The organism is Desulfarculus baarsii DSM 2075, assembly GCF_000143965.1.
GTDB lineage: Bacteria > Desulfobacterota > Desulfarculia > Desulfarculales > Desulfarculaceae > Desulfarculus > Desulfarculus baarsii.
Genome location: NC_014365.1, coordinates 2,819,944 through 2,845,076 on the forward strand (window position 1 = coordinate 2,819,944; position 25,133 = coordinate 2,845,076).

The window sequence follows — 25,133 nt, forward strand, 5'->3', positions numbered from 1 at the left end:
CAAATGCTATCCCTGATTCTTCGGCATAGCCTGCCAGACGAAACGCAAAACCGCATATTGCCTTGAAAACATGGGGCCAAAGCAGGACTAACGTAGGACTATCAAGGTCTTAGGTATTTTGGGGCCGGCCCGATCCGCGCAAACATCGAAACGCAAAAAATCGGCCGTTCGGGCTGAATCTGTCAAACGAAACGCAAAAAAATGACTGCGGGTCAAACGGGCAAGCCTGGCAAAATATTTAGTTGTTATAAGGTGTTACCTCGGAACATTTTAATATCCCTGGTGTGGCCGGGAAACAGCTCGTGAGGCAAAGTTTTGCGCGACCGTTGCGCGGACATACAAAAAAATAACTACTAAAAATTATTAGGCATTTTTGAGCGCCTGCAGGATCGGAACTGTTGCGCGCCATCTAGTCAATGCGGCGCACGCACATCGGTGCTTCAATTCAAGTTACGACGCACTGGTAGCACTATGCCCTGTGTGCGCCACTTGCTAGCGCTCTCATTCATTCGCATATGCTTTTTGGGGCCAACTACCAACTGGTACTGAATTGATTTTTTCGGTTCAGAACGTTGTTTCTTTATCCTCGGCAGTAAATTCTACGTCGCCACGCGGTTTTTGCGTTTCGTTTGACGGTTTTTTGCATTTCGCGCGGCAGTTCGCACTGGCGGAGATGCTTGCAGAAAAGACGAAAGCCCCAGGCAGTGCATGCCCAGGGCTTTCTCTTAAAGCAGAACCGTCTCGAAGTACGGTTTTGAAGTCTGGCTCCCCGGTGTGAACCGTATATGCAATCATGCTTGTGGCTTGACAGATGTTAATCCGGGAGCATGGATCATGGCGCGGTGTCCAGGCCCTGGTTCATGATGTCGATGGAGCCTGCGTAGCTGAAGATCCGATTGCGTTTTTGTTGTGTCAACTCCCGGACGATCCCGAGCGCGACGAGATGCGCCAGGCTCTTGTTGACGGTGGCCGGGGTGATACCCGTGAGCCCTGCCAGAAATCCCGCCGTGGCGATGGGGTGTTGCAACAGCGCCTTGTGAACCGCCAGCGTGGAAGGCGCCGCCCGGCCAAGACGTTCTATTTTCTCCCGATCCTCACCCGCCAGGCGCAGCAGTTGTTGGGACGTGTCCACCGCCTGGGTGGCGGTGACGATGACCGCTTCGGCGAAGAAATCCAGCCAGGCTTCCCAGTCGCCGGTGAGACGCACGGTACCCAGCATCTCGTAGTAATACTGGCGATGCGTTTTGAAGTAGAGGCTCAGATAGAGCATCGGCTCCCGGAGGACCTTCTGTTCGCATAAGAGCAAGGTGATCAGCAGGCGGCCGAGCCGGCCGTTGCCGTCGAGAAACGGATGGATGGTCTCGAACTGGACATGGGCCAAGGCCGCCTTGAGCAGCGCGGGCGTGGACTCGGGCGTATCATGCAGGAACAGTTCGAGATCCCCGAGACACTCCAGGACCTTATGCGGCGGTGGTGGCACAAAGGCCGCGTTGCCAGGCCGCGTGCCGCCGATCCAGTTCTGGCTGCGTCGGAACTCTCCCGGCGTCTGGTTGCCGCCGCGCCCCTGGCGCAGCAGCACGGCGTGGATTTCCTTAAGCAGCCGCAGCGACAGGGGGAACCCTTCCCCAAGCCGGCGCAGACCATGGTCGAGGGCGGCCACGTAGTTGCTGACTTCCCGCACGTCATCCAGCGGCACGCCGGGTTCCTGGTCCAGTTCGAACAAAAGCAGGTCCGAGAGCGACGACTGCGTGCCCTCGATCATGGAGGAGAGCACCGCTTCCTTGCGCACGTACATGTACAGAAAGATGGCGGTGTTCGGCAGCAGCGCGGAGACGCTGTCCAACCGGCCAAGGGCCAACAAGGCTTGGTCGAATTTGCCACGCAACGCCGGCGTCCAGTCGATGGGCGGACGTGGAGGCAAGGGAGCGGGGATGAAAGCCCGCACCGCCTCGCCGGCGGTCGTCACCGTCTCGTATGTCCCCTGGAGTTCCCGTTTCATACCTGTTGCTGCCCTTGCATCCTCAATTAACATTCAGACTTATTTTAGTATTTGGCATTATCATAAATTAAGTCTTTTCGGACAGGACTGTTGGCGTGAATGCGTCATTCTCCATGCGCTTCTTGTCGAGCACATAGCCCTTGATGGCGAATTCGCGCGGCACCTGGGTGGCCCATTGGCGAAACTGGGTGGCCCGCACCGAATTGACCCGGTAGCCGACGGAGATGATGGCATCGAGGGTGTAGAAGTCGACGCTTCGGGCAACCTCCCGGTTCCCCTCGGTTTGAACTATCCGGAATTTCCGGAGAGTTGCCTCGCGCTGGATCTCTCCGGTTTCGTAGATATTTTTTAAGTGCTCGCTGATGGTGCGTACGTCGACGGCAAAGAGCTCCGCCATGAACCGTTGGGATAACCAGATGGTTTCGTCCTCGTAGCGGGCTTCTATACTCTGCTCACCGGCCTGGCCGGTGAAGATCAGGAACTCCGCAGTGGAGTTGCGGATCAGTTTTTTGTCGCGGTCAGTCATAGCGATGTCTTAATATTTAAAAATTATATCAGTAGATTACTGCAAATCGCCCCATCGCGCCATGTCTTGAGGCCACTTCACCGCTTCTTCACGATCGGCCCCGGCCGGCGATTTTGCTCCCCGCCCAGGTGACGAGATCATCCCAGGACAGGGACTCGAATTGTGGGTGGCAGGTCAGTTTGCGGGACATGATGATCGGCTTGCTTCCCAGGCCTTCTCCAGTCTGGCCCGCGTGACGGCGCGAAGACGCTGCAATCCCATGGCCCGAGCCATGACCATCACCGGGTCTTCCTCCGGGGCGACCTGAGATGCCACATCCCGTGCCAGTGCGACCAGTTCGGCCAAGCAGATTTCGTCTGCCGGCCGCGATTCGTCGTTTACTGTTGCCCGGAAGCGGTCCCACTGGCCGGGAATGGTGTCCGTTGGCCAAAGAAATAACGCACCGTCCTCCTTGATGCCCTTGAACTCCCTCTCGGCCACTTGGAGAACTTTCTCCCGAATCCTGCTGCCGGCTTTGTGCAAGCCGCAACGCTTGGCGATGCGCCGGGCCAGGACGTCGGCCCGGATCGGGCCTTCCACGGCCATGATCTCCCGGATTGCCGCCGCCAGTTCCACTTCCTCTCCATCCGCCAGGATGTCCCGGATTGCAGGTTCGGGCGTGGCGGTCTCGGATAGGGCCTGGTCTTCGGTGCTTCGCTTGGCGTAGAGTTCCGCGAGAACGGGCTGGGATGCCGTCTCTGTCGCTTGCGCCGGAGGTACGGGATCAGGGAGGGGCTCCGCCGGCCGGTCGCCGAATGGGGACGACTGTTCGATCCTCTTGGCCGACTTTTCCTCGGAGACTTTTTCCGCCACTTGGCGGCACCGCTCTCTCTCAATCCTGGCCGTCTCCTCGCGCGTGCATTCCAGAATCTTGCGCAAGCTGGCATCAAGCTTGTTTGCTGCCGTCTCGGCGTCATGCCACCAGTCGGTGGACCATGTGCGCACGATCTCCCAACCCAAATCGCGCAGGACCTGTTCGCGGAGCCGGTCTCGATCCCGCGCGGTGGCGGCGCGGTGGTAGGCTGCTCCGTCACATTCCACCCCGGCCAGATATCTGCCGGGTCGGTCAGGGTCCACCACGCCTAGGTCGACGCGGAAGGTCGAGACGCCGACCTGGGGATGCGCCGTCCAGCCCCTCCGTGACAGGGCCTCGGCCACGATCTCCTCGAAAGGCGAGTCGAAATCTCCTCGGGGCGTTGTCGCCTCCTCGGCCAGGGCCTTGATCCCCCGACGGGCGTACTCCAGGAACAGCTTAAGGTCGGCCACGCCCTTGGCTCTGGTGCGGGAAAGGTCCATCCGATCCGGGAGGAGACACGTGAAGATCTTCAATGCATGTTTTGCACGGGTAACGGCCACATTGAGCCGTCGTTCACCGCCATCCTTGTTGAGTGGGCCGAAGTTCATGGAAACCCGGCCGGCTTGGTCCGGGCCATAGGTGATGGAGAAATACATCAGGTCGCGCTCGTCGCCCTGGACGTTTTCCAGGTTTTTCACAAAGATCGGCTCGGTGAGCTCATCGGAGAAAAAACGGTCCAGGTCGGGATCGCGGCGGCGTTCCTCGTCCAGGAGATCCTCAATCAATTTTTGTTGCTGCGTGTTGAAGGTCACCACTCCAATGGACTTGCCGTTTTCCACGAAGGCGGGATCGGCAAGGTGGCGGACGATGTCGGCCACCACCGCCTTGGCTTCGGCCTGGTTGGTCCGGCTGCCGCCTTTGTCGTAAAAAGCGCCTTCCACGAACTGCAGGGAGACCGCACGGTCGTCGGTCAATGGGGAAGGAAAAGTCACGAGACTGCCGCCGTAATAGCGATGGTTCGAGAAGGCAATCAGGCTTTCGTGGCGGCTGCGATAATGCCAGTTGAGACGCTGGCGGGGCAGGCCGGCACCGCAGCATTCGTCCAGGATGCTCTCCATGTCCCCGCCGATTTCCACCTCGTCGTCGGCGTCCTCGTCCTCGGCCCGGTTGAAGAAGTTGGTGGGGGGCATCTGTTTGGGATCTCCCACCACCACGACCTGTTTTCCCCGAGCCATGGCGCCGATGGCGTCCCAGACTGGGATCTGGCTTGCTTCGTCGAAGACCACCAGATCGAAAGAGGTCCGCCCCGGCGGCAGGTACTGCGCGATAGACAGGGGACTCATCAGCAGGCAGGGGGTCAGGCTGGGGAGCGCTGTGGGGATTTGCTCCATGAGCTGGCGCAAGGGCAAATGGCGGCGTTTCTTTTCCATCTCCCGGCGCAGAAGGCCCCATTCCGGGGCGTTGCGTGCGTCTCCGATTCCGGGGGTGCCGTTGCGTAGTCTGGCCCGGATGCAGTTTCGGGCCAGATCGGCAAGCTTTTGGTCCAGACGGCGGAAATCCTCGATAGCCTGCTCGTGCTCGACCGAGACGAAACGCCGCAGCAGTGGATCGGCGTCCACTGCCGCGCAAAGCCACCAGCGGCAATAGTTCACGGTAAAGGCTTCCCGAGCCTGGTCGCCAGCCAATTCTCCTTTCGTCAGGGCTTCGACCAAAGAATGTAATCCCTGCGCCCGGGCCTCGCCGACCACGCGATTCCAGGCGCACCAGGCCCGGAGCAGCCGGGTGCGGGACAAGATGACTTGGCAACGTTCGGCGAGGACATCTGGGAGCATGGCTTCCAGTTCGCCACGTTTCGACTCCTCGTTGCCAAGGAGACTGGCCATGGTGGTTCGGGCCGGCTCGTAGTGGCGGGCCATCGTCGCGAAATCGGCTCCGGTCCGTGTCACCGCGCCAGATGGTGAGAGCAGAAGGTTGTTCTCGCCGAGCAGCCGTTTCAACGCCTCGACGCCTGGGCCGAGGGATTCGGGCCGGTCATAAAGGCCGGACAGGCAAATCTTCAAGCGTTCGCCCAGATCCCGCGCGAATTCGATATCCTGGGACCTGGTCGTCAGGCCTGACCACAGGCCCGAGGTCAACTTGCCAAGGTCCGCGTACGCCGCCAGCCTGGCGTCCTGCTCCTGAATTTTGGTCAGAAGATTGAAATAGTTCGCCGCCAAGGTCAGCCCTTCCTTCAGATGATCGAAGGCTGCCTGACCGGCTGCCTGTCGTTCGGCCCATGGCCATTCGCCCGAGCTCTGGTCCTGTAGGTCCTCGAAGGCGGCCAATTTTGTGTCAAGCCTCCGGATGTCGAGCAACACATCCAGATCCTGGGCTTCGTTAGATTGATTTGATCGGCCTGCTTCGGTCACGGCCGCGAGCGCCTTGCGCACCCTGCTCCGGCCGAGAGCGTTTTTGGGCCACCAGGCGTTTTCGGCTTCTTGCCAAACGAGGCGTAGTCCCTCCAGATCGATCCCCAGGGCCTCGGGGCGATAGTTGCGGGAAAGCTGGCCCCACAGTTGCCGTCGTCGGGTCTCCAGGGCCTGCCCGTCTCGCAGCCGGGCAAAGAAGGTTTGGGTCGTGTTTCGTACTTCGGCGGTCAAGGTCGTGAGCTGTCCCCGCAACGTGTCGAGACGACCTGACATGGGCTCTTCACCAGCAATACCCTGGGACGGCTCCAACCCTCTCTCTATTCGCGGGAGACATGCCCGCAGATCCGCCAGAATGTTCTGGACCGTATCCTCAAGGCCGGGCCAGAGTTCGGAAGGCCCGCCATGGGAATCGGCGAATTCGGCGAGTCTGGCGTCCTGTTCCCGGAGTTCGGCTGTGAGCGCCTGACGCCTCGCCACCAGGGCCAATCCCTCGCTCAGTCGGCTGAGGATATCCGGGGCGTCGGGCCGCGCCAGAAAGCTCCAGTCCCGTCCAAAGGCCTCGGGCAACATGTCGGCCAGTTCGACCAAGGCGCGGCGGACAGACTCGGACAAGGCGATCTCCGGCAGGCCGGTTGCAGAAAAAAACGCCGTCGAGGTGCGTTGCATTTCCTCGCACACGGGGAGCATCTCCCGGAGGGCCGCCGTCAGGGAGGTTTCCCATCCCGGCGACCATTCCGTGCCCGTGACCAGGGCCAAGTCTCCCCCGGCCGCGCCGGCCACCTCGGTCGCGTTGATGCCCAACCGGGTGGCGATGTCCAGCAAGGCGTCCAGCGAGGCCTTGTCATGGCTTTCCGGAGCGGACCACCGTAGCGGCAACTGCGGCATGTCCCGACCGGCCAAGGTCTTGCTGATGGCGGCGAAGACGCAAAGTCCGTTGGGCCAGCGGTGATGCAGGCGCTCGACCAAGGCGTTGAGTTGGTCGCGGAGGGAGCCCATGCGCGCGCTTTCCTCGTCCCAAGTCGCCTGATCCGCATCTGCCCGGGCTTCCCAGGATTGCCTGAGCTGCTTGAGTACCTCCAGCTTGTTGGCCTTGTGGGAATGGAGTTCCAGACAGAATTCGCCCAGGCCGATCGTCTTGAGCCGGCGATAGACCACCTCCAAGGCGGCGGTCTTCTCAGCCACGAAGAGCACCGTCTTGTCCAGGGCCAGGCATTGAGCGATGAGGTTGGCGATGGTCTGACTCTTGCCGGTCCCGGGCGGCCCCTCCAGTACGAAATCCTGGCCGTTGGCCGCCGCCACCACCGCCGCGAGTTGGGAGGAGTCGGCCGGTAGGGGGCAGAAATTCCGAGAGGGGGGCAAAACGTCGTCCAGGCGTTCCGGAGGCACGAACCGGGTCCGGTCGCCATATGCCTGGGTGGGCGTGTCGATAAGATGGTGCACAACGGGATTTTGTCGGAGCTGGTCGGCATGAACGGCCAAGTCCTTCCACATGAGGTACTTGGCGAAGGAGAACTGGCCCAGGCACACGTCCTCGGCCACCTCCCATCCGGCCATGTCCTTGATGGCTGTGGCCATCGTGCGCCAGATGGTCGCCACATCCAGCCCGGAATCATCTCGGGGCAGCTCTCCCTCAAGGGCAGGCAGGCGCAGGTGGAAGTCCTGACGCAACATCTCCAGCAAGGTCAGATTGAAGCGGGGTTCGTCCTCGTGAAGGGCTAGTGAGAAGCCGGAACGCACGGCTTGGCGGGCCAGGCTTACCGGGATCAGTATCAATGGAGCCCTTAGACGGCGCGCGTCCTTGCCTCCCTGGTTCCAGACCAGAAAGCCCAGTACGAGATAGAGCGTGTTGGCTCCGCCTTCCTGCAATGCCAGGCGGGAAGCACGGAACAGCTCCACCAGCCGGCTTTCCATCTCTTCTTCGGACAGGCGAGTGAAAAGCTCTCCCCTGCCCAGGCCTTCCATAGCGTGCTCACGTCCGACCTCCTCCCGATGGCGGGCCTGATGCAGGGCCTCGTCACGGGGATCGGTGCCCTGCATCGGACGAACACCCGGCCGCAGCTTGAACCGTTTACCGTCGGCAAGCAGATCTTCCAAGCGTCCGGGATTCGGGACCATGAGTTCCACAACGCGTTTGCTGGAGCGGAAATTGAGCAGGTTGTTGCGTAGCGAGAGATCCAGGAGTTTGCGTTGCCAGCGATCCAGGCGGTCCTGAGGCCGGAGCTGGTCCGAGGGGCGAACCTGAGTTTCGACCTCCATAAGGTCCGGGGCATCGTCTAAGTTCAGGAGATCAGGAACCTGCGTTGCTGACGTTTCAGTGCTCGCCGGGGAGATTGGGACCTCCTCGCTGGCCAAGGGACGGATCCGCTCCATGCGGGCCCGCCGGATATCCAAGGCCAAATGGAAAGGACGGGGCTCTTCTTCTGAAACCTGATGCGTCCCCACCTGACAGGCCCATGTGAACTTGGCGGGTTCTTGCTGGCCCCGCACGACCAAGGTGGGTTCGAAGAGCAGGATCTCTTGAAGCTGCAGGCGTTTTCTCAGGGCGCTGACGTCATCGATCATGGTGGTCGCGAAGATTTCCGGTACCAACCATGCGCCGGCGAAGGCGTGTCCTTCCAGGAAGACGAGCAAGGGGTTGAGCTGGCATTGCTCCAGACAGGAGGCGAAAAGAAAGCTTAGATCCAGGCAGGTGGCCAGACCGTTGCTGACGATCCGCTCCGGCGAACGGACCTTCTGGCCTTGCTGCTCGAACCCGGCGGGTGGCAGGGCATAGTCCAGGCCCAGCGAACAGACCGCCTGCCATACGGCGGACATGATTTCCCAGGCCCGCTGCTTGCCGCCTTTGGCGTAGCCCTCCAAAGCGGATTCCTTGCCCGCCGTCAGCAGCAGGTCGGCCGCTTTTTTGAGCACCCGATCCACGGCCGGATCGTTGGGCCGCACAAAGGCAGCGGCTAGCTCGGGAAACTGGCCCAGACCACCCCATTGGTTGCGGGCCAGGAGTTCCACCGGCTTTTCCGACCGGCAGAGAACCGTATCGCCCTGTCGGAGTTCGAACAGTATCTGGCCCTTTTCGGCCTCGGTGAGCCGAAACAGCTGGCCGCCGTCCAGTTGCAGGTCCAGGTCGACGATCGAGTAGCGCTGCTCGGGATTGAGCTTGCTGATGCGCCAGCTTCGGGAGCGGAAAAAGGCTGGGTCGGAGTGGAGGGTCAGATCCAGGTCCTCCCAGGGGGCCTGCCCATCGTTTCGAATGGCCAGTTCCAAAAGAACCGGGACGGAGTTCTGATGCAGGGCGAAGGACACCTTGGGTGCGAAGGTGGATTCTATGGTCAGATCGGATGTCGATTGCGGTAAAAAATCCATACAACCCTCCGGACTATTTTGTCATCCTCTCGACAGAGGTGTCGTGCCCATCATGCCAATGCGCCGGGGTGGAATAGAGGAATGCCTCCAACTGGGTCTGCTCAGGCCAAGGGATGGCGTTTGCTCATTTCCCCATGATCTCTCTTCGGGATTTCGCCTACAAATTGTTGCCGAACCATTTTTGGCCGTCTTTCGGCCAATCCCAGGGGGTGCGCACCGCGTATTCGTGTGGCGGCTCCAGGTCCTGCTCAAGGGCCACGCGTACGCGCCGCCGCCACGCCCTGGCGGACAGGCGTTTGCCGAGCTTGTCCGATGCCGCCGTCGTGCAGCCGCCGGCCGGATGTTTTTTACGAGAACGGCTCATAGGGCATCACCTATATTGTTGTTGCTTCTCAGTAGTACTGCCGGATATACCCGAACGCCTTGTCGAACAGATCCTGGTCCTTGACCTGGTACTTCACGTAAATCACTTTGCGCAGAGCCTTCTGGACTTCGCGCTCGCCGGCCTTGGTGTTTTGCCAGCCGGGGAACCGGACCAGCCGCACGATCTCGTCGATGTCGGTCACGATCCGCTCGATCACCATCGGCGTCTTGCCGTTCTTCACCTCGGCGAACAGTTCGGTCAGGGCCGCTTTGGCCTTGGCCTGTTCATCGACCGGGTCCACCTGCTTCTCGGCCTGGACGACCTCTTTGGCCAGAGTCAGCAGTTCCTTGAGGAAGTCCAGGCTGTGGAGCAGGCCCTGTTCGTGCCGTTCTTTGAGCTTTTCGAGGCGTTCGCCCAGGGCGACAAACTTCGGATTGTCCTTGTGCTTTCGCAGGCGGGCGATGAGCTTGATCTCGATTTCCCTGGATTTCTTGTCCGGGTCCTTGGCATCGAGCAACCCTTCGAGGACCTCGGCGTCCATTACCAGGGTGTCCAGATCGTCACGCACCGTTTCCAGATGCACGTTCTCATGCACCAGCTCGATGGTCTTGGCCCCCAGGGCGTGCCAGAGCAGCTTGCCGTTGCCGCTCGGCGGCTTCACCGATTCATAGACCTGGGTCAGCCACTTGTAGTCCTTTTCATAAAGGCCGAGACAGGGATCGGGAGACAGCGCTTCCCACAGACGGGAGAGCACCGAGTATTCCGCCGCGAATTTGTCCCGGGTCTCGTTATCCGGCAGGCAATCCTGCGCCGCGATCAGCCCCTCGTAGCCGCCAACAGTGCGGTCCACGCCAGGGAAGAACGCCAGGCATCTCGCCACCACGCCGGGCAGATCCTTCTTGAGCTCGTCCAGATTGGTGATGACCTTCTGCACCGCCTTTTCATCGAAATCGAGGGCCGTGGCCACGTCATCGAAGATGCCGAGGTAATCCACGATCAGGCCGTGGGTCTTGCCGGGGTAAACACGGTTGGTGCGGCAGATGGCCTGCAGCAGGTTGTGATCCTTCATCGGTTTATCGAGGTACATCACTTGCAGAATGGGGGCATCGAAGCCGGTCAGCAGCTTGGAAGTGACGATCAGGAACTTGAGCGGGTCAATCGGATCGCGGAACCGGTCGAGGAGTTTTTCCTCCTCGTCCTTGGCCAACTTCCATTCCGCGTACTGATCGGATTTGCCGCCCTGGGTGTGCATGACAATGGCGCTGGCCTCCGGTCCGACCAACTCGTCCATGGCCTTCTTGTAGAGAACACAGCACTCCCGGTCGAAGGTCACCACTTGGGCCTTGAAGCCGTTCGGCTCCACCTTCTCCTGGAAGTGCTTGACGATGTGCTGGCAGATGGCGTTCACCCGTGCCGGGGCCTTGATCAGCACCGCCATCTTGGCGGCCCGCTTGGCCAGGTCGTCACGATCCAACTCGCTCAGCTCATCGGTCATCTGCGAGTAGGCTTCGTCGATGGCGTCCTTGTTGATGTGCAGCTTCACGTCCACCGCCTCGAAATGCAGTGGCAGCGTGGCCTTGTCCCGGATCGAGTCCTGGAACGAGTAGCGGCTCATATAGCCCTGCCCATCCTCGTCCGCGCCGAAGGCCCAGAAGGTGTTGCGGTCCCGCTTGTTGATCGGCGTGCCGGTCAGGCCAAAGAGAAAGGCATTGGGCAGCGCGTCGCGCATCTTGCGGCCCAAGTCGCCTTCCTGGGTGCGGTGCGCCTCGTCCACCATCACGATGATGTTCGAGCGCTCGTTCAGGCGGCCGTCCGCCTCGCCGAACTTGTGAATGGTGGTGATGATGATCTTGCGGGTATCGGCCGCCAGCAGGCTTTGCAGTTCCTGCCGGGTGGCGGCTCCGATCATGTTCGGGATATCGGCGGCGTTGAAGGTGGCGGTGATCTGGGTGTCCAGGTCGATGCGGTCCACCACGATCATCACCGTGGGGTTGCCGAGCTTGCGGTGCATCCGCAGCTTCTGCGCCGCGAACACCATCAGCAGCGACTTGCCCGAGCCCTGGAAATGCCAGATCAGGCCCTTCTTGGGATAGCCCTTGACCACGCGGGCCACCATCAGGTTAGCGCCTTCGTACTGCTGATAGCGGCAGATGATCTTGATGCGGCGGTGTTTCTTGTCGGTGGCGAACAGGGTGAAGTTCTGCAGGATGTCCAGCACCACATGGGGGCGCAGCATGGAGCGGATGGAGCGCTGCACGTCCGCAAGCGTTCCCTCGGCCTTGTTCTCGCCCTCGTGCCACGGCCCCCATATATCGATGGGCATGCGCACCGAGCCGTAGCGATAGCACTTGCCCTCGGTGGCAAAAGAGAGGACGTTGGGCACGAACATCTGTGGCACGCTCTGTTCGTAGCCGTTATGGATGTCGCTGGCCCCGTCCACCCAGGTCACCGCCGGGCGCACCGGCGTTTTGGCCTCGCCGACCACTAGCGGGATGCCGTTGACCAGCATGATGATGTCGAAGCGGCGGCCGCCTTCCTTGACCGGATAGACCCACTGGTTGGTAACCACGTAATCGTTGTTGCTGAGATTCTCAAAGTCGATCAGCCGTACCGGCGTGTGTTCGCCACGCTCGCCGAAGGGCATGGACTTCTCGCCCCGCAGCCATTCGGCGAACAGCTCGTTGGCCCGCACCAGACCTTCGCTCTGCACCGACAGCGGAATGGTCCGCAGGCGGTAGAGCACCTCGTCGGCCCGGTCGGGCTGGGCCTTGATTTCCGGATTCAGGCGGATGAGGGCATCGCGAACCATCGACTCCACCAGCACGTCGGAGTGCTGACGTGGCAGCTCCTCGGCGGCCACGAAGCGCCAACCTTTGATTTCGCCGCCGTAGCTCGCGAGCTCTTCGGCAACCATGTTCGAAGTCACGCCGCCGCAGAGCGTGTCGAGAACCATCTGTTCGACAGTATTTTCTTCATTAAACATGGGATACCTCTTCAGCTATCGTCGCTCCGACCAGGTTGTTTATCAGAGCAGCCAAGCATTTTTGTGCTTCGGCGACATGGTTCCTTTGAAGATGCTTTCTAAGCTCCAAATTATTGAGCACTTCAACAATCTGCTTCTGCTCCTCCATCGGAGGTAGTGGAACCAGCACCTTTTTCAAGTTTCCTGCGCTGATATTGGTTTGACTCACACCGGGAGTGGCATAGGCAAGAAGCCTTCTTTGGCCGAGACCTGAATTCAGATAATAATTGAGGAAGTCAGGAAGGATTTGGTCCTCATCCGCTCTCAGGCGAACCAGGTATGATGCGAATACATAATCCCCTTCAAGATCGAATATTCCGACCTTTCCGACCAAATCGGCACTGTTCGTTCTATTGAAAAGTATGTCGCCTTTGTGAACCTTGAATGAATTGAAATCTGAATCATCTAAGTCAACGTATTTCAAATCGTTGGCAATGATCCGACCATCGTCGTAGTTCATCATTCGGAGAATCGGATATTGGCCAGATTCATTCAAAGGTATAGACAAACCGTATTGGCAAATCGATGTTACGTCTTCAACAGTAGCGAGACGCCAGTGGACTGGTATTTCACCAAGCCTGGTGTGCTGGGTTGCCTGCTGTCCAATTCCCCTGACTGTTAGTCGACTCAGTAAGGTTCTTTTTACCGACATCAGATTGTCGTTACTCTGCTGATGTTGATTAAATGCCTCATCGGCCGCCCACAGGATCTCGGCAATGCGCTTCTGTTCATCAAGGGGCGGCAGCTGGAATTCAAAATCTTGCAATGCGGTCCAACTGGTTCTCGGTGACAGCGAACCGGCTGAGGTGCCAAGTGCATGATCGAAAAAGGCATTGCTCTGGCAGATAAATGGCAGAAGTTCCGGCAGCAGAACCTTTCTGTTTTTCGGCTCAAACGTCAGGATGTCCCCGGAGCAAATGCCTTCAAACTCCGCGTAGGCGACCTTGCGTTGATAGGCCCGGCGCTTACCGAAAAGCGTCTGTCCCGGTACGAATTTGCGGGTAAACGAGGTGCCATCCACAACGGAGTTCCAGCGCCGGATATGCAGATTCTCGGGGTCGATGTGTTCAAGCCCGACGATTTTTTCAACGCCATTGGCCTCGGGCTCACGCTCCACGAGGTTGGCGTTCTTCACCACCTCGCCGAACTTGACCATCTTCCAGCCAGGCTTCAGGGATTGTGTGCTCATTTGCCACCTCCCAAGACCCTTGAATCCGCAGATTGCGCAGATTCACGCAGATTCAGACGTGAGAAATAATCCGCGACCATCTGCGTAATCTGCGGACAATGCTTTTCCCCCATCAGTCTTTGCTCCCAGGCAGTTTGCCCGACTGTTTTTCCAGTCGTTTTTCATCAGATCTCACCCGACGTTCCAACTTCTTGATGTCCTCTTCCGGAGGTAGTTTTTCCGGCTTGATACCGCGCTGGCCGAGCATGTCGCGCACACTCACGTTGTTCTGCACATGCTCGCTGGTAATGGCGTGTTCTCCCCGCAGATCCTCCTGCTGAACATTATGATTGGTCATCTCGGTGGCCAGGTTTTTCGCGGCTATGGTCAGGGTCGGCAGGAAGTCGGCCAGCGGGCGTGTTTTGGTGATGCCGTACCGATCCTTCATCACCTGGGTGGTATGCCCCCCAAAGAGCGCTGCATCCCCCTTGGACCGAATCCGACCGAAACCGGCATCATCAACGCCGCGCTCATAAATGTTCTGGGAGAGCGTTTTTTCCGACTCCCGCAGCCTTTCCCGGGCATCAAGCCGGGCCTGCAGGCGCATCCGATCCTCGATCAGTTCCTGCTTGCGGGTCTGGATGGCAAAGTAGCTCTGCGCAAAAGCAATGGGTTCCTTGCGTGGGTCGCCGTTCTGGGCGATCAGATAGCAGGCGTAGCGGGTGAGCATGAAGTCTTCCACCGGTCTCTGGCCACCCTTGCCGATCTCGATCATTTTCGTGACGCCACGAAAATGATCGTCCGCTTTGTAACCCGTTGTTTCACAAGACTCTATGGCGCGCTTAATGGCGGTCAGGAAGTTCTCCCAGCGGGCATAACCGAGGGGTTCCATCAGATCGCGGGCGAACCAGAATTCAATACCTTCGTCGGGTATGGTCTGGCTCAGGTCGTCAAACCGGCGTTGTAGTTTCTGAACGGTTTCTGATTTCATTGAGCTGTTCTCCCTATTGAATCCGCAGATTGCGCAGATTCACGCAGATTTTCTGAATCGGTTTTTAATCTGCACCCATCTGCGTCATCTGCGGACAGTCCTTTTTCAAGCACCTCAAAAAGTCCGTCCATCGACTCCCGCAATGCCATCGAGCTTTCCTGCCAGTTTGCTATGGCCTGTTTGAGGCTGACCGTTTCGGCCGCTCCGTTGCCATTGCAGTTTCCGTTGTCCGCCCGCACGTAGAGCGGGATGCTGAGGTTGCTGGCCTTCTCCCGGACCTCGTCATTGCTGACCACCCGGGCAAAGCCGTCCTCGTCACAGAAATCCTGATAGGCGGAGACAATGCGCTGGATGTGGTCGTTAGTGAGGAAGCTCTGCGCCCGCTCGCGGGTCACCTCGTTCAGCGCGTTGATGAAGAGCACCTTGTTCCTGCGCTCCTTGGGTTTGTTCATCCGACAAATGACGACGCAGGCTTCCATGGGCGAGTTGTAAAAGAGGTTTGGGCCGAGGCCCAGCACACACTCCACCACGTCGTGGGCGACCAGCTTCTCACGCATGGCCGACTCTTCGTTGCGGAAGAGGACACCATGCGGAAACAGGATGGCGCAGCGGCCGCTCTTGGCCTTCATGCTCTTGATGATGTGCTGCCAGAAGGCATAGTCGGCGCGACCCTGGGGCGGGGTACCGTAGATGTTCCGGCCCCACGGATCGGCGGACCAGGCATCGCGATCCCACTGCTTGATGGAGTACGGTGGATTGGCCAGGACGACGTCGAACTGCATGAGCCGGTCGCCTTCAACAAAGGCGGGGTTGGCCAGGGTGTCGCCCCGGACGATGCGGAAGTCCTCGATGCCGTGCAGGAACAGGTTCATCCGGCCGATGGCGGAGGTGAGCAGGTTGCGCTCCTGGCCGAACAGCCGCAGGTTCCGCCACTCCTTATTTTGCCGCTTCAGATGGGCGACGGCGGAGAGCAGCATGCCCGCTGACCCGCAGGTGGGGTCATAGATCGACTCACCCGGTTTGGGTTCGAGCATCTCGGTCATCAGATGAACCACGGTGCGGTTGGTATAGAACTCAGCAGCGGTGTGGCCGGAATCGTCGGCGAACTTCTTGATCAGAAACTCGTAGCCCACGCCCAGTTCATCCTCCGGGCAGTTGGCGAGCGAAAGCGTCTGCGAGCTGAAATGCTCGATCAACTCGCGCAGCATGCGGTCCGGTAGGCGGTCCTTGTTGGTCCACTGGGCGTCACCGAAGACCCCGTACAGGGTGTCGGGATTGGCCGTCTCAATGGCCCGCAGGGCATCCTGGATGGCCTTACCGACGTTCTTGACCTTGGTACGGGTGGCCTTCCAGTGAGCGTCTTCCGGGATCTGGAAGAGGTGCTGCTCGGGAAGCGCGGCGTATTCCTGATCGCCGCCGGATTCCTCCAACGCATCGGCCAGCTCCTCGTCGTACACGTCGCACAGGCGCTTGTAGAACAGCAGCGGGAAGATGAACTGCTTGTAGTCCCCGGCGTCGATGTAGCCGCGCAGCAAGGTTGCTGCGCCCCAGAGGTAGGATTCGAGTTGGGATTGGGAAATCATTGCTGACCTCCCGTAAGATTTTCATCCGCAGATTTCGCAGATTCCCGCAGATTAAGGACGAGTCTTTTGTATTGGAGGCTTCTGCTTCCGAAGTTGAGCAGCAAGGCTTTTTGCAGGCCTGAGGCTTTGAGGTAGTTGATGACCTGGGCTTCTTCCGTGCCGGAAATACGATCCAGTGCTTTCAGTTCAACGATAACCGAACTGAAACAAATAGAATCCGCTTTGTAGAAGGTTTTCAGCGGCTTGCCGCGATAAATGCCCGGTAACTCTTTCTCCCTCACATAGGGAATCCCTCGCGCTTGAAACTCCAGCTCCAAAGCTTCCTGATAAACGGCCTCAAGAAAACCATTGCCCAACTCGGAATGAACTGCCATGGCAGCGCCGATAATGGCGTAAGTCTGTTCATCCTTCTTAGAATAATCTGCGTCCATCTGCGTAATCTGCGGACTCATTACAACAGGCCCTCCCGGAGCAGCAGCCCCTTCAACCGATCCTCGGCCGCATACGCCGCTTGCAGCGATTCCTTGAGATTGGCGATGGCCTGATCGATGGTCATGGATTCTTCCTCGATCACCGGCTCCACGTAGCGGGGGATATTCAGGTTGAAATCGTTCTCGCGGATCTCGTCGAGCGTGACCACCCGGCAGACCCCTTCCACATCCTGATACCCCTCGTACCAGCGATGGATTTTGTCCACGTGTTCCGGCAGCAGCTCGTTCTGGGCGCGGCCGGTCTTGAACTCCTTCGAGGCGTCGATGAACAGCACCTTCTGGCGGTGAGCCTTGGGCTTGCTATCGCGGAAGACCAGGACGCAGGGCGCGAGACCGGTGCCGTAGAAAATGTTCTGACCAACGCCGATCACAGCTTCGAGGATGTCCATTTCCAGCAGCTTGCGCCGGATCTCGCCCTCCTTGGACATGCGGAACAGCACGCCATGGGGAAGCACCACGGCCATGCGCCCGGTCTTGCGGGCCATGGACTTGACCATGTGCTGGACCCAGGCGAAGTCGCCGGATTTGGCTGGCGGCAGCCCGGCAAAGTTGCGGCCGTAGGGGTCATTGATCCAGACGTCGTCCCCCCACTTTTCCAGGGAGAAGGGAGGATTGGCGATGACGCAGTCAAAGGTGGCGAGGCTGTCGCCTGAATAAAATGCGGGCAAGCGCAGGGTGTCGCCGCGTTCGATATGGAAATCTTCCGCGCCGTGGAGAAAGAGGTTCATCCGGGCAATGGAGGATGTGGTCAGATTTTTTTCCTGGCCGTAGAGCTTGCCCAGCATGAGGTTCTCGTCGCCGCCATGTTCTTTGACATGGTGCAGCGCCTCAAGGAGCATGCCGCCGGTCCCACAGGCCGGGTCGTAGATGGTTTCCCCGGCCTTGGGCGCAAGGATGCGAACCATCAGCGCGACCACGGAGCGCGGTGTATAGAATTCACCGGCCTTCTTGTTGGTCAGGTCGGCAAATTTCTTGATCAGGTATTCATAGGCCTGGCCGAGAATGTCCGCCTTGCAGTGCTCATTGCCCAGGTTGAGCGACGAGAAGTGTTCGATCAGGTCCTTGAGCAGCGCGTCCGAAAGGCGGTCTTTATTGGTCCACTGGGCGTCGCCGAAGATACCGTGCAGGGTGTCCGGGTTGGCCTGCTCGATACAGCGCATCGCCTTCTGGAGCGCATGGCCGATATTGGCGCTCTTGGCCCGAACATCTTTCCAGTGGCAGCCCTCCGGAACCTGGAACCGGTGGTTCTCGGGGAACTGGGCAAATTCCGCGTCGCCGTCTGACTCTTCCAGGGCCACGGCATACTCCTCGTCATAGACGTCGGAGAGCCGCTTGAAGAACAGCAGCGGGAAGATATAGGTCTTGAAATCGGCCGCGTCGACAGGCCCACGCAGGATGTTGGCCGCCTCCCAGAGATGCCCGGAGAGGGTCCCGATATCCAGATCGACTGAATTGTTATTTCCGTTCTTCCTGCTCATTCAGCTTGATCCTGTCTGCTCTTGTCAGCCGCGCCGCCAGCCTTCACCCACTCGTCGACCTCGTCCGTTTTACACTTCCAGAGGCGGCCGACTTTGTGCGCGGGCATGCCGCGTCCCGCTATCCAGCGGTAGATGGTGTCAATGCTGACCCCGAGATGATGTGCGATTTCTTCGGCTGAAAGCCAGCGGTTTTGCTCTGGTGCCATGTGTTCTCGCTTTGGGCCGTCCGGCCTTGAGAACCGCCGTTCCAGGAGGCAGCCCCAGATAATGATATGGATGTCTGGCACATTAGATGAGAGTCGAGTACCGGTCAAACGATTTGTGTGCATCTTAGCGGCAGCGAGCCGCAGAAGCCGACTTTGCATGGCAGGGACAGGCAGGCGGAATAGCAAGGTAGCGGAAATTTACACCTGCTCGGTGCACATGATCACGAGGCGGGATTTGCGTTCGTCGGGTAGGACCGCCTCGATATCGAGGGTACGGCCCTCGAATACCAGACGGTGGGTGGGGGTGAGGTCGGCGCGATAGCGCATGGTGACGCGGTGGCTGACCGAGTTCTGCATCTGGGCGGCGGCGAAGTACTCCTCGCCCTTGAGGGCTTCGACCCGCGCCCAGACCGTGGCCAGGTCAGCCCAGGTTTCCTCCCAGCCGCCCATGCCATCGAAGATGAGCGTCACCGCCTGAATGGTCACCCGGTGGCGATATGGAGCGGCTGGCATTTACACCACCCCGGCAACCCGCCAGGGGTCCAACAGCCCGTCAAGAAAGTCGCCGGGGAGCGCGCTGACGGATCGCCCGGCGAAGCTCTCCCGCTGCTCATAAAGGCCGGTGACATGACAGAGCATCCAGCTCTTGATGGCATCAGGGGTGGACGGATTTCCTGTGACGACGGGCCAGCCGGTACGAAAGCCGATAGTCACGGCGTTAGGGCGGCGGCGGGTGGCCGTCCACGCTGCGCCATCGGCTGGATAGATGCGGCCGAGCAGTCCGGAAGTATCAACGACATAGTCCGTGGCGGGCATGGTCTGTGTTACCCCGTCCGGAGCCACAAAGGAGACGGCCTCCACGGCCTGCAACGGCGGCTTGGGCAATTCGATCGGGTCGTCGCCGCAAGGAAAGCCGTCCAGGGAGAGCTCGTATTCCGCCTCCACGAACTGCCGCCCGGTCAGTTGCTCCCCATGCTGGCGCGCGGCTGCGATGAAAGTCGCAAGCAGCCCGTCCTCGAGATCGTGATCGATCCTGGCATGGAGCTTGGCTTCCGCCAGAGTGACCGGTTCCAGGGCTGGAGGCGTAATCAGGCGCAGACGTCCGTGCATGGGGTCACCTGTGAACGGAGCGGAGCCGCAAAGCCCCGCCCCTTTGGGTTACTCGGTCACCGGGGCCACATGGGCGTGGCCGAGCAGCGCAGTAACGCCGATGGGCGTGCCGGTCCCATGGGTGCCGATGAAGTTCACCACCACGCGGCAGTAGCGTTTGTGGCCGCGATAGGCCGTGGCGTAGACCGCGCTGTCGTCGCCAGCGTTGTCGATGACCGCGAAACAGCCGTCGTTCGTGCCAGTGACCGACTTGGCCAGATCGGCCGGGTCCACGTCGGTCCAGGGGCCGCTGACCTTGTCATCGGCTTCCTCGACTTCGAGCTCGATTTTGTCCGTCTCGGAGAGGGTCACGCCAGCCGCGCCCACGTTGACCAGCAGCATGCAGGAGCCGAAGCCCTGCAGGTCCACGGGGTCGGAGTTCTGGTCAGCGTCGTACACGGCCGGGGCCAGAACCTGGGTCGTCTTGAGGTTGCTGTAGAGATCGCGCATGTCGGCCTCCTTTAGCTGGCGGAGAATTTCATGAGCTTCACGGCCTCGAAGTTCTGGACGCCGCCGCCGAAGCGCTCGGTCACCCAGAAGGAGGTGAAGCCCTTATTGGTGATATTGTCGCGGATGATGCGCATGCCCCGGCGGCGGTAGATCAGGTAGGCTCGCTTGAAGTCGCCGAAGGCGATGGACAGGCTCCCGGAAGCCACGTCGGGCATGTAGTCGTCGGTGCGCACCGGATAGCCCAGGAGCACGCCTGCGACGCCCGCCTGCAGCCCCGGCTGCCAGAGGTAATTGCCCTGGCCGTCCTTGAACTTGCGGATGGCCGCCAAGGTCAGGTCGTTCAGGAGAAAGGCCCCGGACGCTCGGTACTGAGCTTTGAGCGCGTGGATCAGGTCGATGAGCTTGTCGCTGGGGTTGCTGGACGCGAACGCGCCGTTGCCGCCGGAGAGCACGGTGCCGAGCTTGCCCCAGGCGTAGGCATCGTTGGCCACGGCGTCATAGGTCAGCAGTCCGCGCGGGCGGGAGACGCCGTTGCCGGTCAGGAAGGCTTCGGCCTCGGCCTCGGCAAAGGCCAGGGCGACTTCCTCCATGAGGAAGGCCTCGACGTTGAAGCCCAGGTCCTCCAGGCTCTCGTTGGTCACCTCGGGAAAGGCGTCCACTTCCCTGGCTTCGAAGGCCAACAGGCTGAACTTCGGCGTCGAGGTGGTCGACGGGTTCTCGCCTTCCCCGCGCCAGGCGTAGGATACGCCGGTGGTGCGCACGGGCTTCTTGTACACGGCCGCGTTGCCCGCGATGGTCTGGGCCATGCCGGAGAGCGCGGACATGGCGCTCACGGTGCGCTCGATGGTCTGGGCCATGTCCTCGGTGAGGAAATAGCCGCCGTCGGGATCGCTGTAGGTGGCCATGGCCTTGCGCTGGATACCGGCCAGTTCCCGGTCGTCGCCCTTGCGCAGGAACTTGCCCAGGGCCTGTTTGTGCTCCTGGGCCATGGGTTCCTGGCCGTCCACTCCCGCGCCCGGCCGGTTGGCCTTCTTGGCGACCTCGGCCAGGTCCTTGCCCAACCGGGTCAGGTCCTCGTTGATCCTGGTGACCTTTTCCTCCAGGTCGGCAGGGGCGAAACCTTTCTTCTCGATGGCCGTAAGCCGATCGTCGTTGGCCTGCTTGAACTCCGCGAACGCCTTGTGCTGCTCTTCCAGCAGCTCTCTGATCTCGTCCATGGATTACCTCCTTGCGGACGTCTTGATGGTGGCGATGTTGCGCCGCAGCAGGGCGGCGACCGCATCCGCACCCTCGTTATGGGCGTCCTCGGCGTCACGCAGAGGCAGGGCCTTGAATCCTTCGGCCAGAACGGCCTTGGCCTGTGTCCTGGAGAACCCGGCCTCACGCAGGGCCCTCTCGGCGAGCCGGATGTCCGGCACGCCCTTCACTTGATCCACCCGCGCCCTGGCGTTGGCCGGAAAGGTCACGGGGCTGATCTCGATGAGCTCAATACGCTTGAGCCTGCGACGGGGCTCACCCGGTTTGCCCCCTGATTCCCATTCCCGGGCCACGTAGCCGATGGACAAGCCGTCGATGGCCGGCCGGGGTTCCATGCGCATCAGGGAGTGAACCTCGCGCCCGCGCGGGGTCTCGGCCAGCCGGCCGGTTACGCGCAGGCCCACCTCGTCCTCGGCGATGTCCGTCCAGATGCCGATGGGCGTCAGGTCCTGCGCACCGAGTCCGAGTCCGCCGTGCTGCAGGAGCATGACCGGCCAGGCGGCCTTGCCCGCTCCGACGTCGGTCAGGCTTTGCGTGAACGCCCCGGGCAGGATCACGTCGCCGTAGGCGTCCACGTTGCCGAACACGGCTCCGTATCCAGAAAAGGTCATCTGCTCGGCGTCGGTTCCGCCGGGAGCGAACTTGAGTTCCTCCAGGCTACAGTTGAGGCGCTGCATGGGCGGTATCCTCCGCGTTGTCATCGTCTTCCGGCTCGGCCGGATCGGTCATGTTGAGGGGCACGCGGTAGCGTTCGCCGCCTTCGTAGGGATTCATGTCCTCATACTCGCGCACCTCGTTGGGATTCATGGCTCCGATGCCGTACATCCTGGCGTAGAACTCGGCCCGGTCCTTGGCCGCGCCGCGCAGGAGGCCGTTGAGCATGAACTTGGCGTAGAGCCCCTGGCGGCGCTCTTCCTCGCTGAAGAGGTTCTTTGCGATGCTCGTTTCGATGCGGCGGCACCAGGGCGAGAGCGTGTGGACCACGTGGGCCAGGAACATCTGCTCGGCGCTGGCGTAGGTGGCGGTCTTGTCAGAATATCCCACCATGATGGGCAGCACGCGGAAGGCCCGGCAGATTTCCTCGACCTGAAACTTGCGGGTCTCCAGGAACTGGGCCTGATCGTTGGGAGCGGTCATGGAGGTGAACTTCATGCCGCCCCAGAGCACGGCGGTTTTGAAGGCGTTCCCGCCGCCGGCGTGCCTTGCCTCCCAGGACTTGCGCAGGGCCAGGCGCTGCTCCTCGTTCAGGACCTGATCCGTGGACAGGACGCCGCCGACCACGGCTCCGTTGGAGAACAGCCGCGCGCCATGTTCCTCGGTGGCCAGGGACAGCCCGATGGCCTCCCGGGCGAGGCACACGCCTTCGAGCCCCATCCAGCCGTTCCAGGACGGCCCACGCAGGTGCCACATCTCGGAAGCGGAAAGTCCAATGCGACGGCCGTCGTCCGTGGTCACCTCATAGGAGATCACGTAGCCGTCGCGCTTTACGGTCACCTGCTGTGGCTCGTAGGGGAGCAGTTCCGCGATGCGACCCAGCCCGCGATTCACGAACACAAAAGCGTTGCCGCAGAACACCAGGTGCATGATCACCTGCTCGATGAACTCGAAGCTGGTCTGCCAGTCGTTGGGCGCGTCCCCGAGCAGACCGTACAGCGGGTGGTCCTCGGCCGGGGTGCGCACGCCGCCTTGTGAGCGAAAGACCTTGAGCGGCACCTGGGCCAGCCCCTCGGCGATGACCCGGGCGCAGGCCAGGGCCGTGGTCGCCTGCAACGCCGTCTTCCAGGTCACGGCCACGCCGCTCTTGGCGGGCTGGGTGAAGAAGCCGTCGGCCAGGAGGTCCTCCAGGGCCATCCGCGATGCCGACTTGCGGCTCTTGAGCCAGGAGATGACGCCCATCATTCCCAGACCTCCATGCCGACATACGGCTCTTCCGCGTGGAGCATGGCGCGGGAAAGGGCCATGATGGCGGCCACGATGCCGTCGATCTTGTTCTCGGCGCGTTCCTTGCCCGGATAATAGGCCTTGGTCCTGGTGGAGCGCAGCACCACGTTGGCGGCCTGCCAGGCCAGCAGCGGATCGCCGTCGTGGCGCAGCTTGCCCGAAAGGTAGAGGGCCTCGAATTCCTTCATGGGCTCGGAGATGAACGCCGGAGACTGGTTGATCTCGATGCAGGAAAAGGACACCCGTTCGCGGATCTCCTGCATGAGCATCTCGGCCTCGCGCGGATCGTAGGCCAGTTCCCGGATGGAGAAGCGGTCGGCGTAGGCCAGCAGGTCGTCCATGAGATAGTGGTAATCGGTGCGCGCGCCGGGCGTGGCCACCAGATGCCCCTCGGCCACCCAGCGCTGGTAGTGGGCGTTCTCGGGAAGGGTGACCGTCTCCTCCGGCAGGTAGTGCCTGCCGAAGAGATAGAATTCGTCCCCGCGCCTGAAGAGCAGCACCATGGCGGTGAGGTCCACCTTGGAGGCCAGGTCCACGCCGACCCAGCAGGGTTCGCCTGCGAAGTCCTCCAGGGATACTTCCGCCCGGCAGGCGTTCCATCTGACCATGTTGATCCAAGCTGACCCGGCGTTGGCCCAGACGTTCAAATGCTTGCACTTGAGGATGTTCTGGCGGGAAGCGATCTGCAGGGCCTCCTTGCGCCGGGCCTGGAGAAAATCGGGGTAGACCGAGACGCCCAGGTTCGGGTTGGCCTTTTCCCAGGACGGCCACTCGGTCCAGTCGTTGTCTTCGTCGATGGTGAACACGATGGCGAAGAGCTGGTCGTTTTCCAGAGAACCTTCAAGGACCTTCACGGCCTCGTCGCGCTTGGCGTAGCAGGGGCCGGAGGTATCCACGCCGGCAGTGGTGATCACTGCCAGCATGGGCTGGGAACGCGCGCCCATGCCGGTGAGCATGGTGTCGTAGAGGTCGGGCGTCTGGTGCTCGTGGTACTCGTCCACGATGGCGCAGTGGGGCGAGGCCCCATCGCCGGGCTTGCCGATGACCGGCTCGAACTTGCTGGCATTGTCCAGGATATGCAGGTTCTTGGCCCCGACGTGGATGCCGAAATGGCTGACGAAGGAGGGATTTTTCAGGCACATCTGCCGGGCCGGACCGAAGACCTCCCAGGCCTGCTTCTCGCTGGTGGCCCCGGAATATACCTCGGCCCCGGGCTCGCCGTCGGCCGCGAACATGTACAGGCCGATGCAGGCCCCAAGCACGGACTTGCCGGATTTTCTCGGGATCTCGGCGTAGATTTCACGGAAGCGGCGCAGTCCGTCCGCCTTGCGCACCCAGCCGAAGGCCACGGCCAGGATGAAGCACTGCCAGGGTTCGAGGACGATCTTCTTGCCCGCCCATTCCCGGCCCTTCACATGCACCATGTTGGATGCGAAGCGGCAGATACGCTCAGCCGCCTCCCGATCCCAGCGGAAGGGGTAGTCCCTGGACTTGGAGCGTTCCAGGTCGTCCAGATGCCTCTGGCAGGCCAGACGCACATACCGGCAGGCCGCGATCTTTCCACGCATGACGTCCCTCGCGTAGCGGTTAGCGGCGGTGGCATATGGATGGGTGGTCTTTGGCATCTATTTACCTGGAACGACTTGCTATATGTCAGGATGTATGGACATGTGGTCTACAAGCGAACCGTGAAAGGAGAGGACCATGAGCAACCAGGAACAAGCCCTTGCCGACTTCATGAACAAGATTCAGGAATCCAGAGAGCTGCTGCGTAAGATCGGCGAGCGGCTCGACGATCACCTCGGTGTTGCGCCGGAAGAGATCACCTGGGCCAATGCCGGAGACGCTGGGCGGATTCTGAACGACCTGCGGGACATCGCCGCATATCTTGAGGTGTAAGCGACG

The 25,133-nt window shown here is 60.8% G+C and carries 18 protein-coding genes and 1 pseudogene; 1 reads left to right on the forward strand and 18 read right to left on the reverse strand.

What is annotated here, in order from left to right:
- Window positions 1-832 precede the first annotated feature (832 nt).
- The 18 genes and pseudogenes from DEBA_RS12635 to DEBA_RS12715 form a co-directional block, all read right to left on the reverse strand.
- Window positions 833-1,999 (reverse strand): Fic family protein, encoded by a 1,167-nt coding sequence (locus DEBA_RS12635; protein ID WP_013259327.1) that lies wholly within the window; start codon window positions 1,997-1,999, stop codon window positions 833-835.
- A gap of 97 nt (window positions 2,000-2,096) precedes the next feature.
- A pseudogene (locus DEBA_RS12640) lies at window positions 2,097-2,525 on the reverse strand (virulence RhuM family protein); the annotation flags it as partial.
- Between the two features lie 174 nt (window positions 2,526-2,699).
- Entirely contained in the window at window positions 2,700-9,128 is a 6,429-nt protein-coding gene (locus tag DEBA_RS12645; protein WP_013259329.1) for a DUF3320 domain-containing protein, read from the reverse strand.
- Between the two features lie 157 nt (window positions 9,129-9,285).
- Window positions 9,286-9,492, reverse strand: coding sequence for a hypothetical protein (locus DEBA_RS12650; RefSeq protein WP_013259330.1), 207 nt, complete (start codon window positions 9,490-9,492; stop codon window positions 9,286-9,288).
- Window positions 9,493-9,520: 28 nt separating this feature from the next.
- Entirely contained in the window at window positions 9,521-12,475 is a 2,955-nt protein-coding gene (locus tag DEBA_RS12655) for a type I restriction endonuclease subunit R (protein ID WP_013259331.1), read from the reverse strand.
- Complete coding sequence (locus tag DEBA_RS12660) at window positions 12,468-13,703, reverse strand: restriction endonuclease subunit S (RefSeq protein ID WP_013259332.1); 1,236 nt, start codon at window positions 13,701-13,703, stop codon at window positions 12,468-12,470. The genes DEBA_RS12655 and DEBA_RS12660 overlap by 8 nt, the downstream gene beginning before the upstream one ends.
- A 112-nt stretch (window positions 13,704-13,815) precedes the next feature.
- Window positions 13,816-14,673 carry a DNA damage-inducible protein D gene (gene dinD / locus DEBA_RS12665; RefSeq protein WP_013259333.1) on the reverse strand — a complete coding sequence of 286 codons (858 nt, stop codon included), beginning with the start codon at window positions 14,671-14,673 and terminating at the stop codon, window positions 13,816-13,818.
- Complete coding sequence (locus tag DEBA_RS12670; protein ID WP_013259334.1) at window positions 14,670-16,256, reverse strand: type I restriction-modification system subunit M; 1,587 nt, start codon at window positions 16,254-16,256, stop codon at window positions 14,670-14,672. Before DEBA_RS12670 ends, dinD begins: the two co-directional genes overlap by 4 nt.
- Window positions 16,253-16,708, reverse strand: coding sequence for a GxxExxY protein (locus DEBA_RS12675; protein WP_013259335.1), 456 nt, complete (start codon window positions 16,706-16,708; stop codon window positions 16,253-16,255). The genes DEBA_RS12670 and DEBA_RS12675 overlap by 4 nt, the downstream gene beginning before the upstream one ends.
- Window positions 16,708-18,225, reverse strand: coding sequence for a type I restriction-modification system subunit M (locus tag DEBA_RS12680; protein ID WP_013259336.1), 1,518 nt, complete (start codon window positions 18,223-18,225; stop codon window positions 16,708-16,710). The genes DEBA_RS12675 and DEBA_RS12680 overlap by 1 nt, the downstream gene beginning before the upstream one ends.
- Window positions 18,222-18,431, reverse strand: a complete 210-nt coding sequence (locus DEBA_RS17865) for a helix-turn-helix domain-containing protein (RefSeq protein WP_013259337.1) — start codon at window positions 18,429-18,431, stop codon at window positions 18,222-18,224. The genes DEBA_RS12680 and DEBA_RS17865 overlap by 4 nt, the downstream gene beginning before the upstream one ends.
- Window positions 18,432-18,629: 198 nt before the next feature.
- The gene (locus DEBA_RS12685) at window positions 18,630-18,944 is read right to left on the reverse strand and encodes a phage head closure protein (RefSeq protein WP_013259338.1); all 315 of its coding nucleotides are present in this window, start codon (window positions 18,942-18,944) and stop codon (window positions 18,630-18,632) included.
- Entirely contained in the window at window positions 18,945-19,541 is a 597-nt protein-coding gene (locus DEBA_RS12690; protein ID WP_013259339.1) for a head-tail connector protein, read from the reverse strand.
- Between the two features lie 48 nt (window positions 19,542-19,589).
- Entirely contained in the window at window positions 19,590-20,030 is a 441-nt protein-coding gene (locus tag DEBA_RS12695) for a hypothetical protein (protein WP_013259340.1), read from the reverse strand.
- Window positions 20,031-20,041: 11 nt separating this feature from the next.
- On the reverse strand, window positions 20,042-21,247 hold the full coding sequence (locus DEBA_RS12700) for a phage major capsid protein (RefSeq protein WP_013259341.1): 1,206 nt from the start codon (window positions 21,245-21,247) through the stop codon (window positions 20,042-20,044).
- A gap of 3 nt (window positions 21,248-21,250) precedes the next feature.
- Window positions 21,251-21,964 carry an HK97 family phage prohead protease gene (locus DEBA_RS12705; protein WP_013259342.1) on the reverse strand — a complete coding sequence of 238 codons (714 nt, stop codon included), beginning with the start codon at window positions 21,962-21,964 and terminating at the stop codon, window positions 21,251-21,253.
- Window positions 21,945-23,186 (reverse strand): phage portal protein, encoded by a 1,242-nt coding sequence (locus DEBA_RS12710; RefSeq protein WP_013259343.1) that lies wholly within the window; start codon window positions 23,184-23,186, stop codon window positions 21,945-21,947. The genes DEBA_RS12705 and DEBA_RS12710 overlap by 20 nt, the downstream gene beginning before the upstream one ends.
- Window positions 23,183-24,853, reverse strand: a complete 1,671-nt coding sequence (locus DEBA_RS12715; protein ID WP_013259344.1) for a terminase large subunit — start codon at window positions 24,851-24,853, stop codon at window positions 23,183-23,185. The genes DEBA_RS12710 and DEBA_RS12715 overlap by 4 nt, the downstream gene beginning before the upstream one ends.
- Before the next feature lie 79 nt (window positions 24,854-24,932).
- Here DEBA_RS12715 and DEBA_RS12720 point away from each other — a divergent pair, with 79 nt between their 5' ends.
- Complete coding sequence (locus tag DEBA_RS12720) at window positions 24,933-25,127, forward strand: hypothetical protein (RefSeq protein ID WP_013259345.1); 195 nt, start codon at window positions 24,933-24,935, stop codon at window positions 25,125-25,127.
- Window positions 25,128-25,133: the final 6 nt, after the last annotated feature.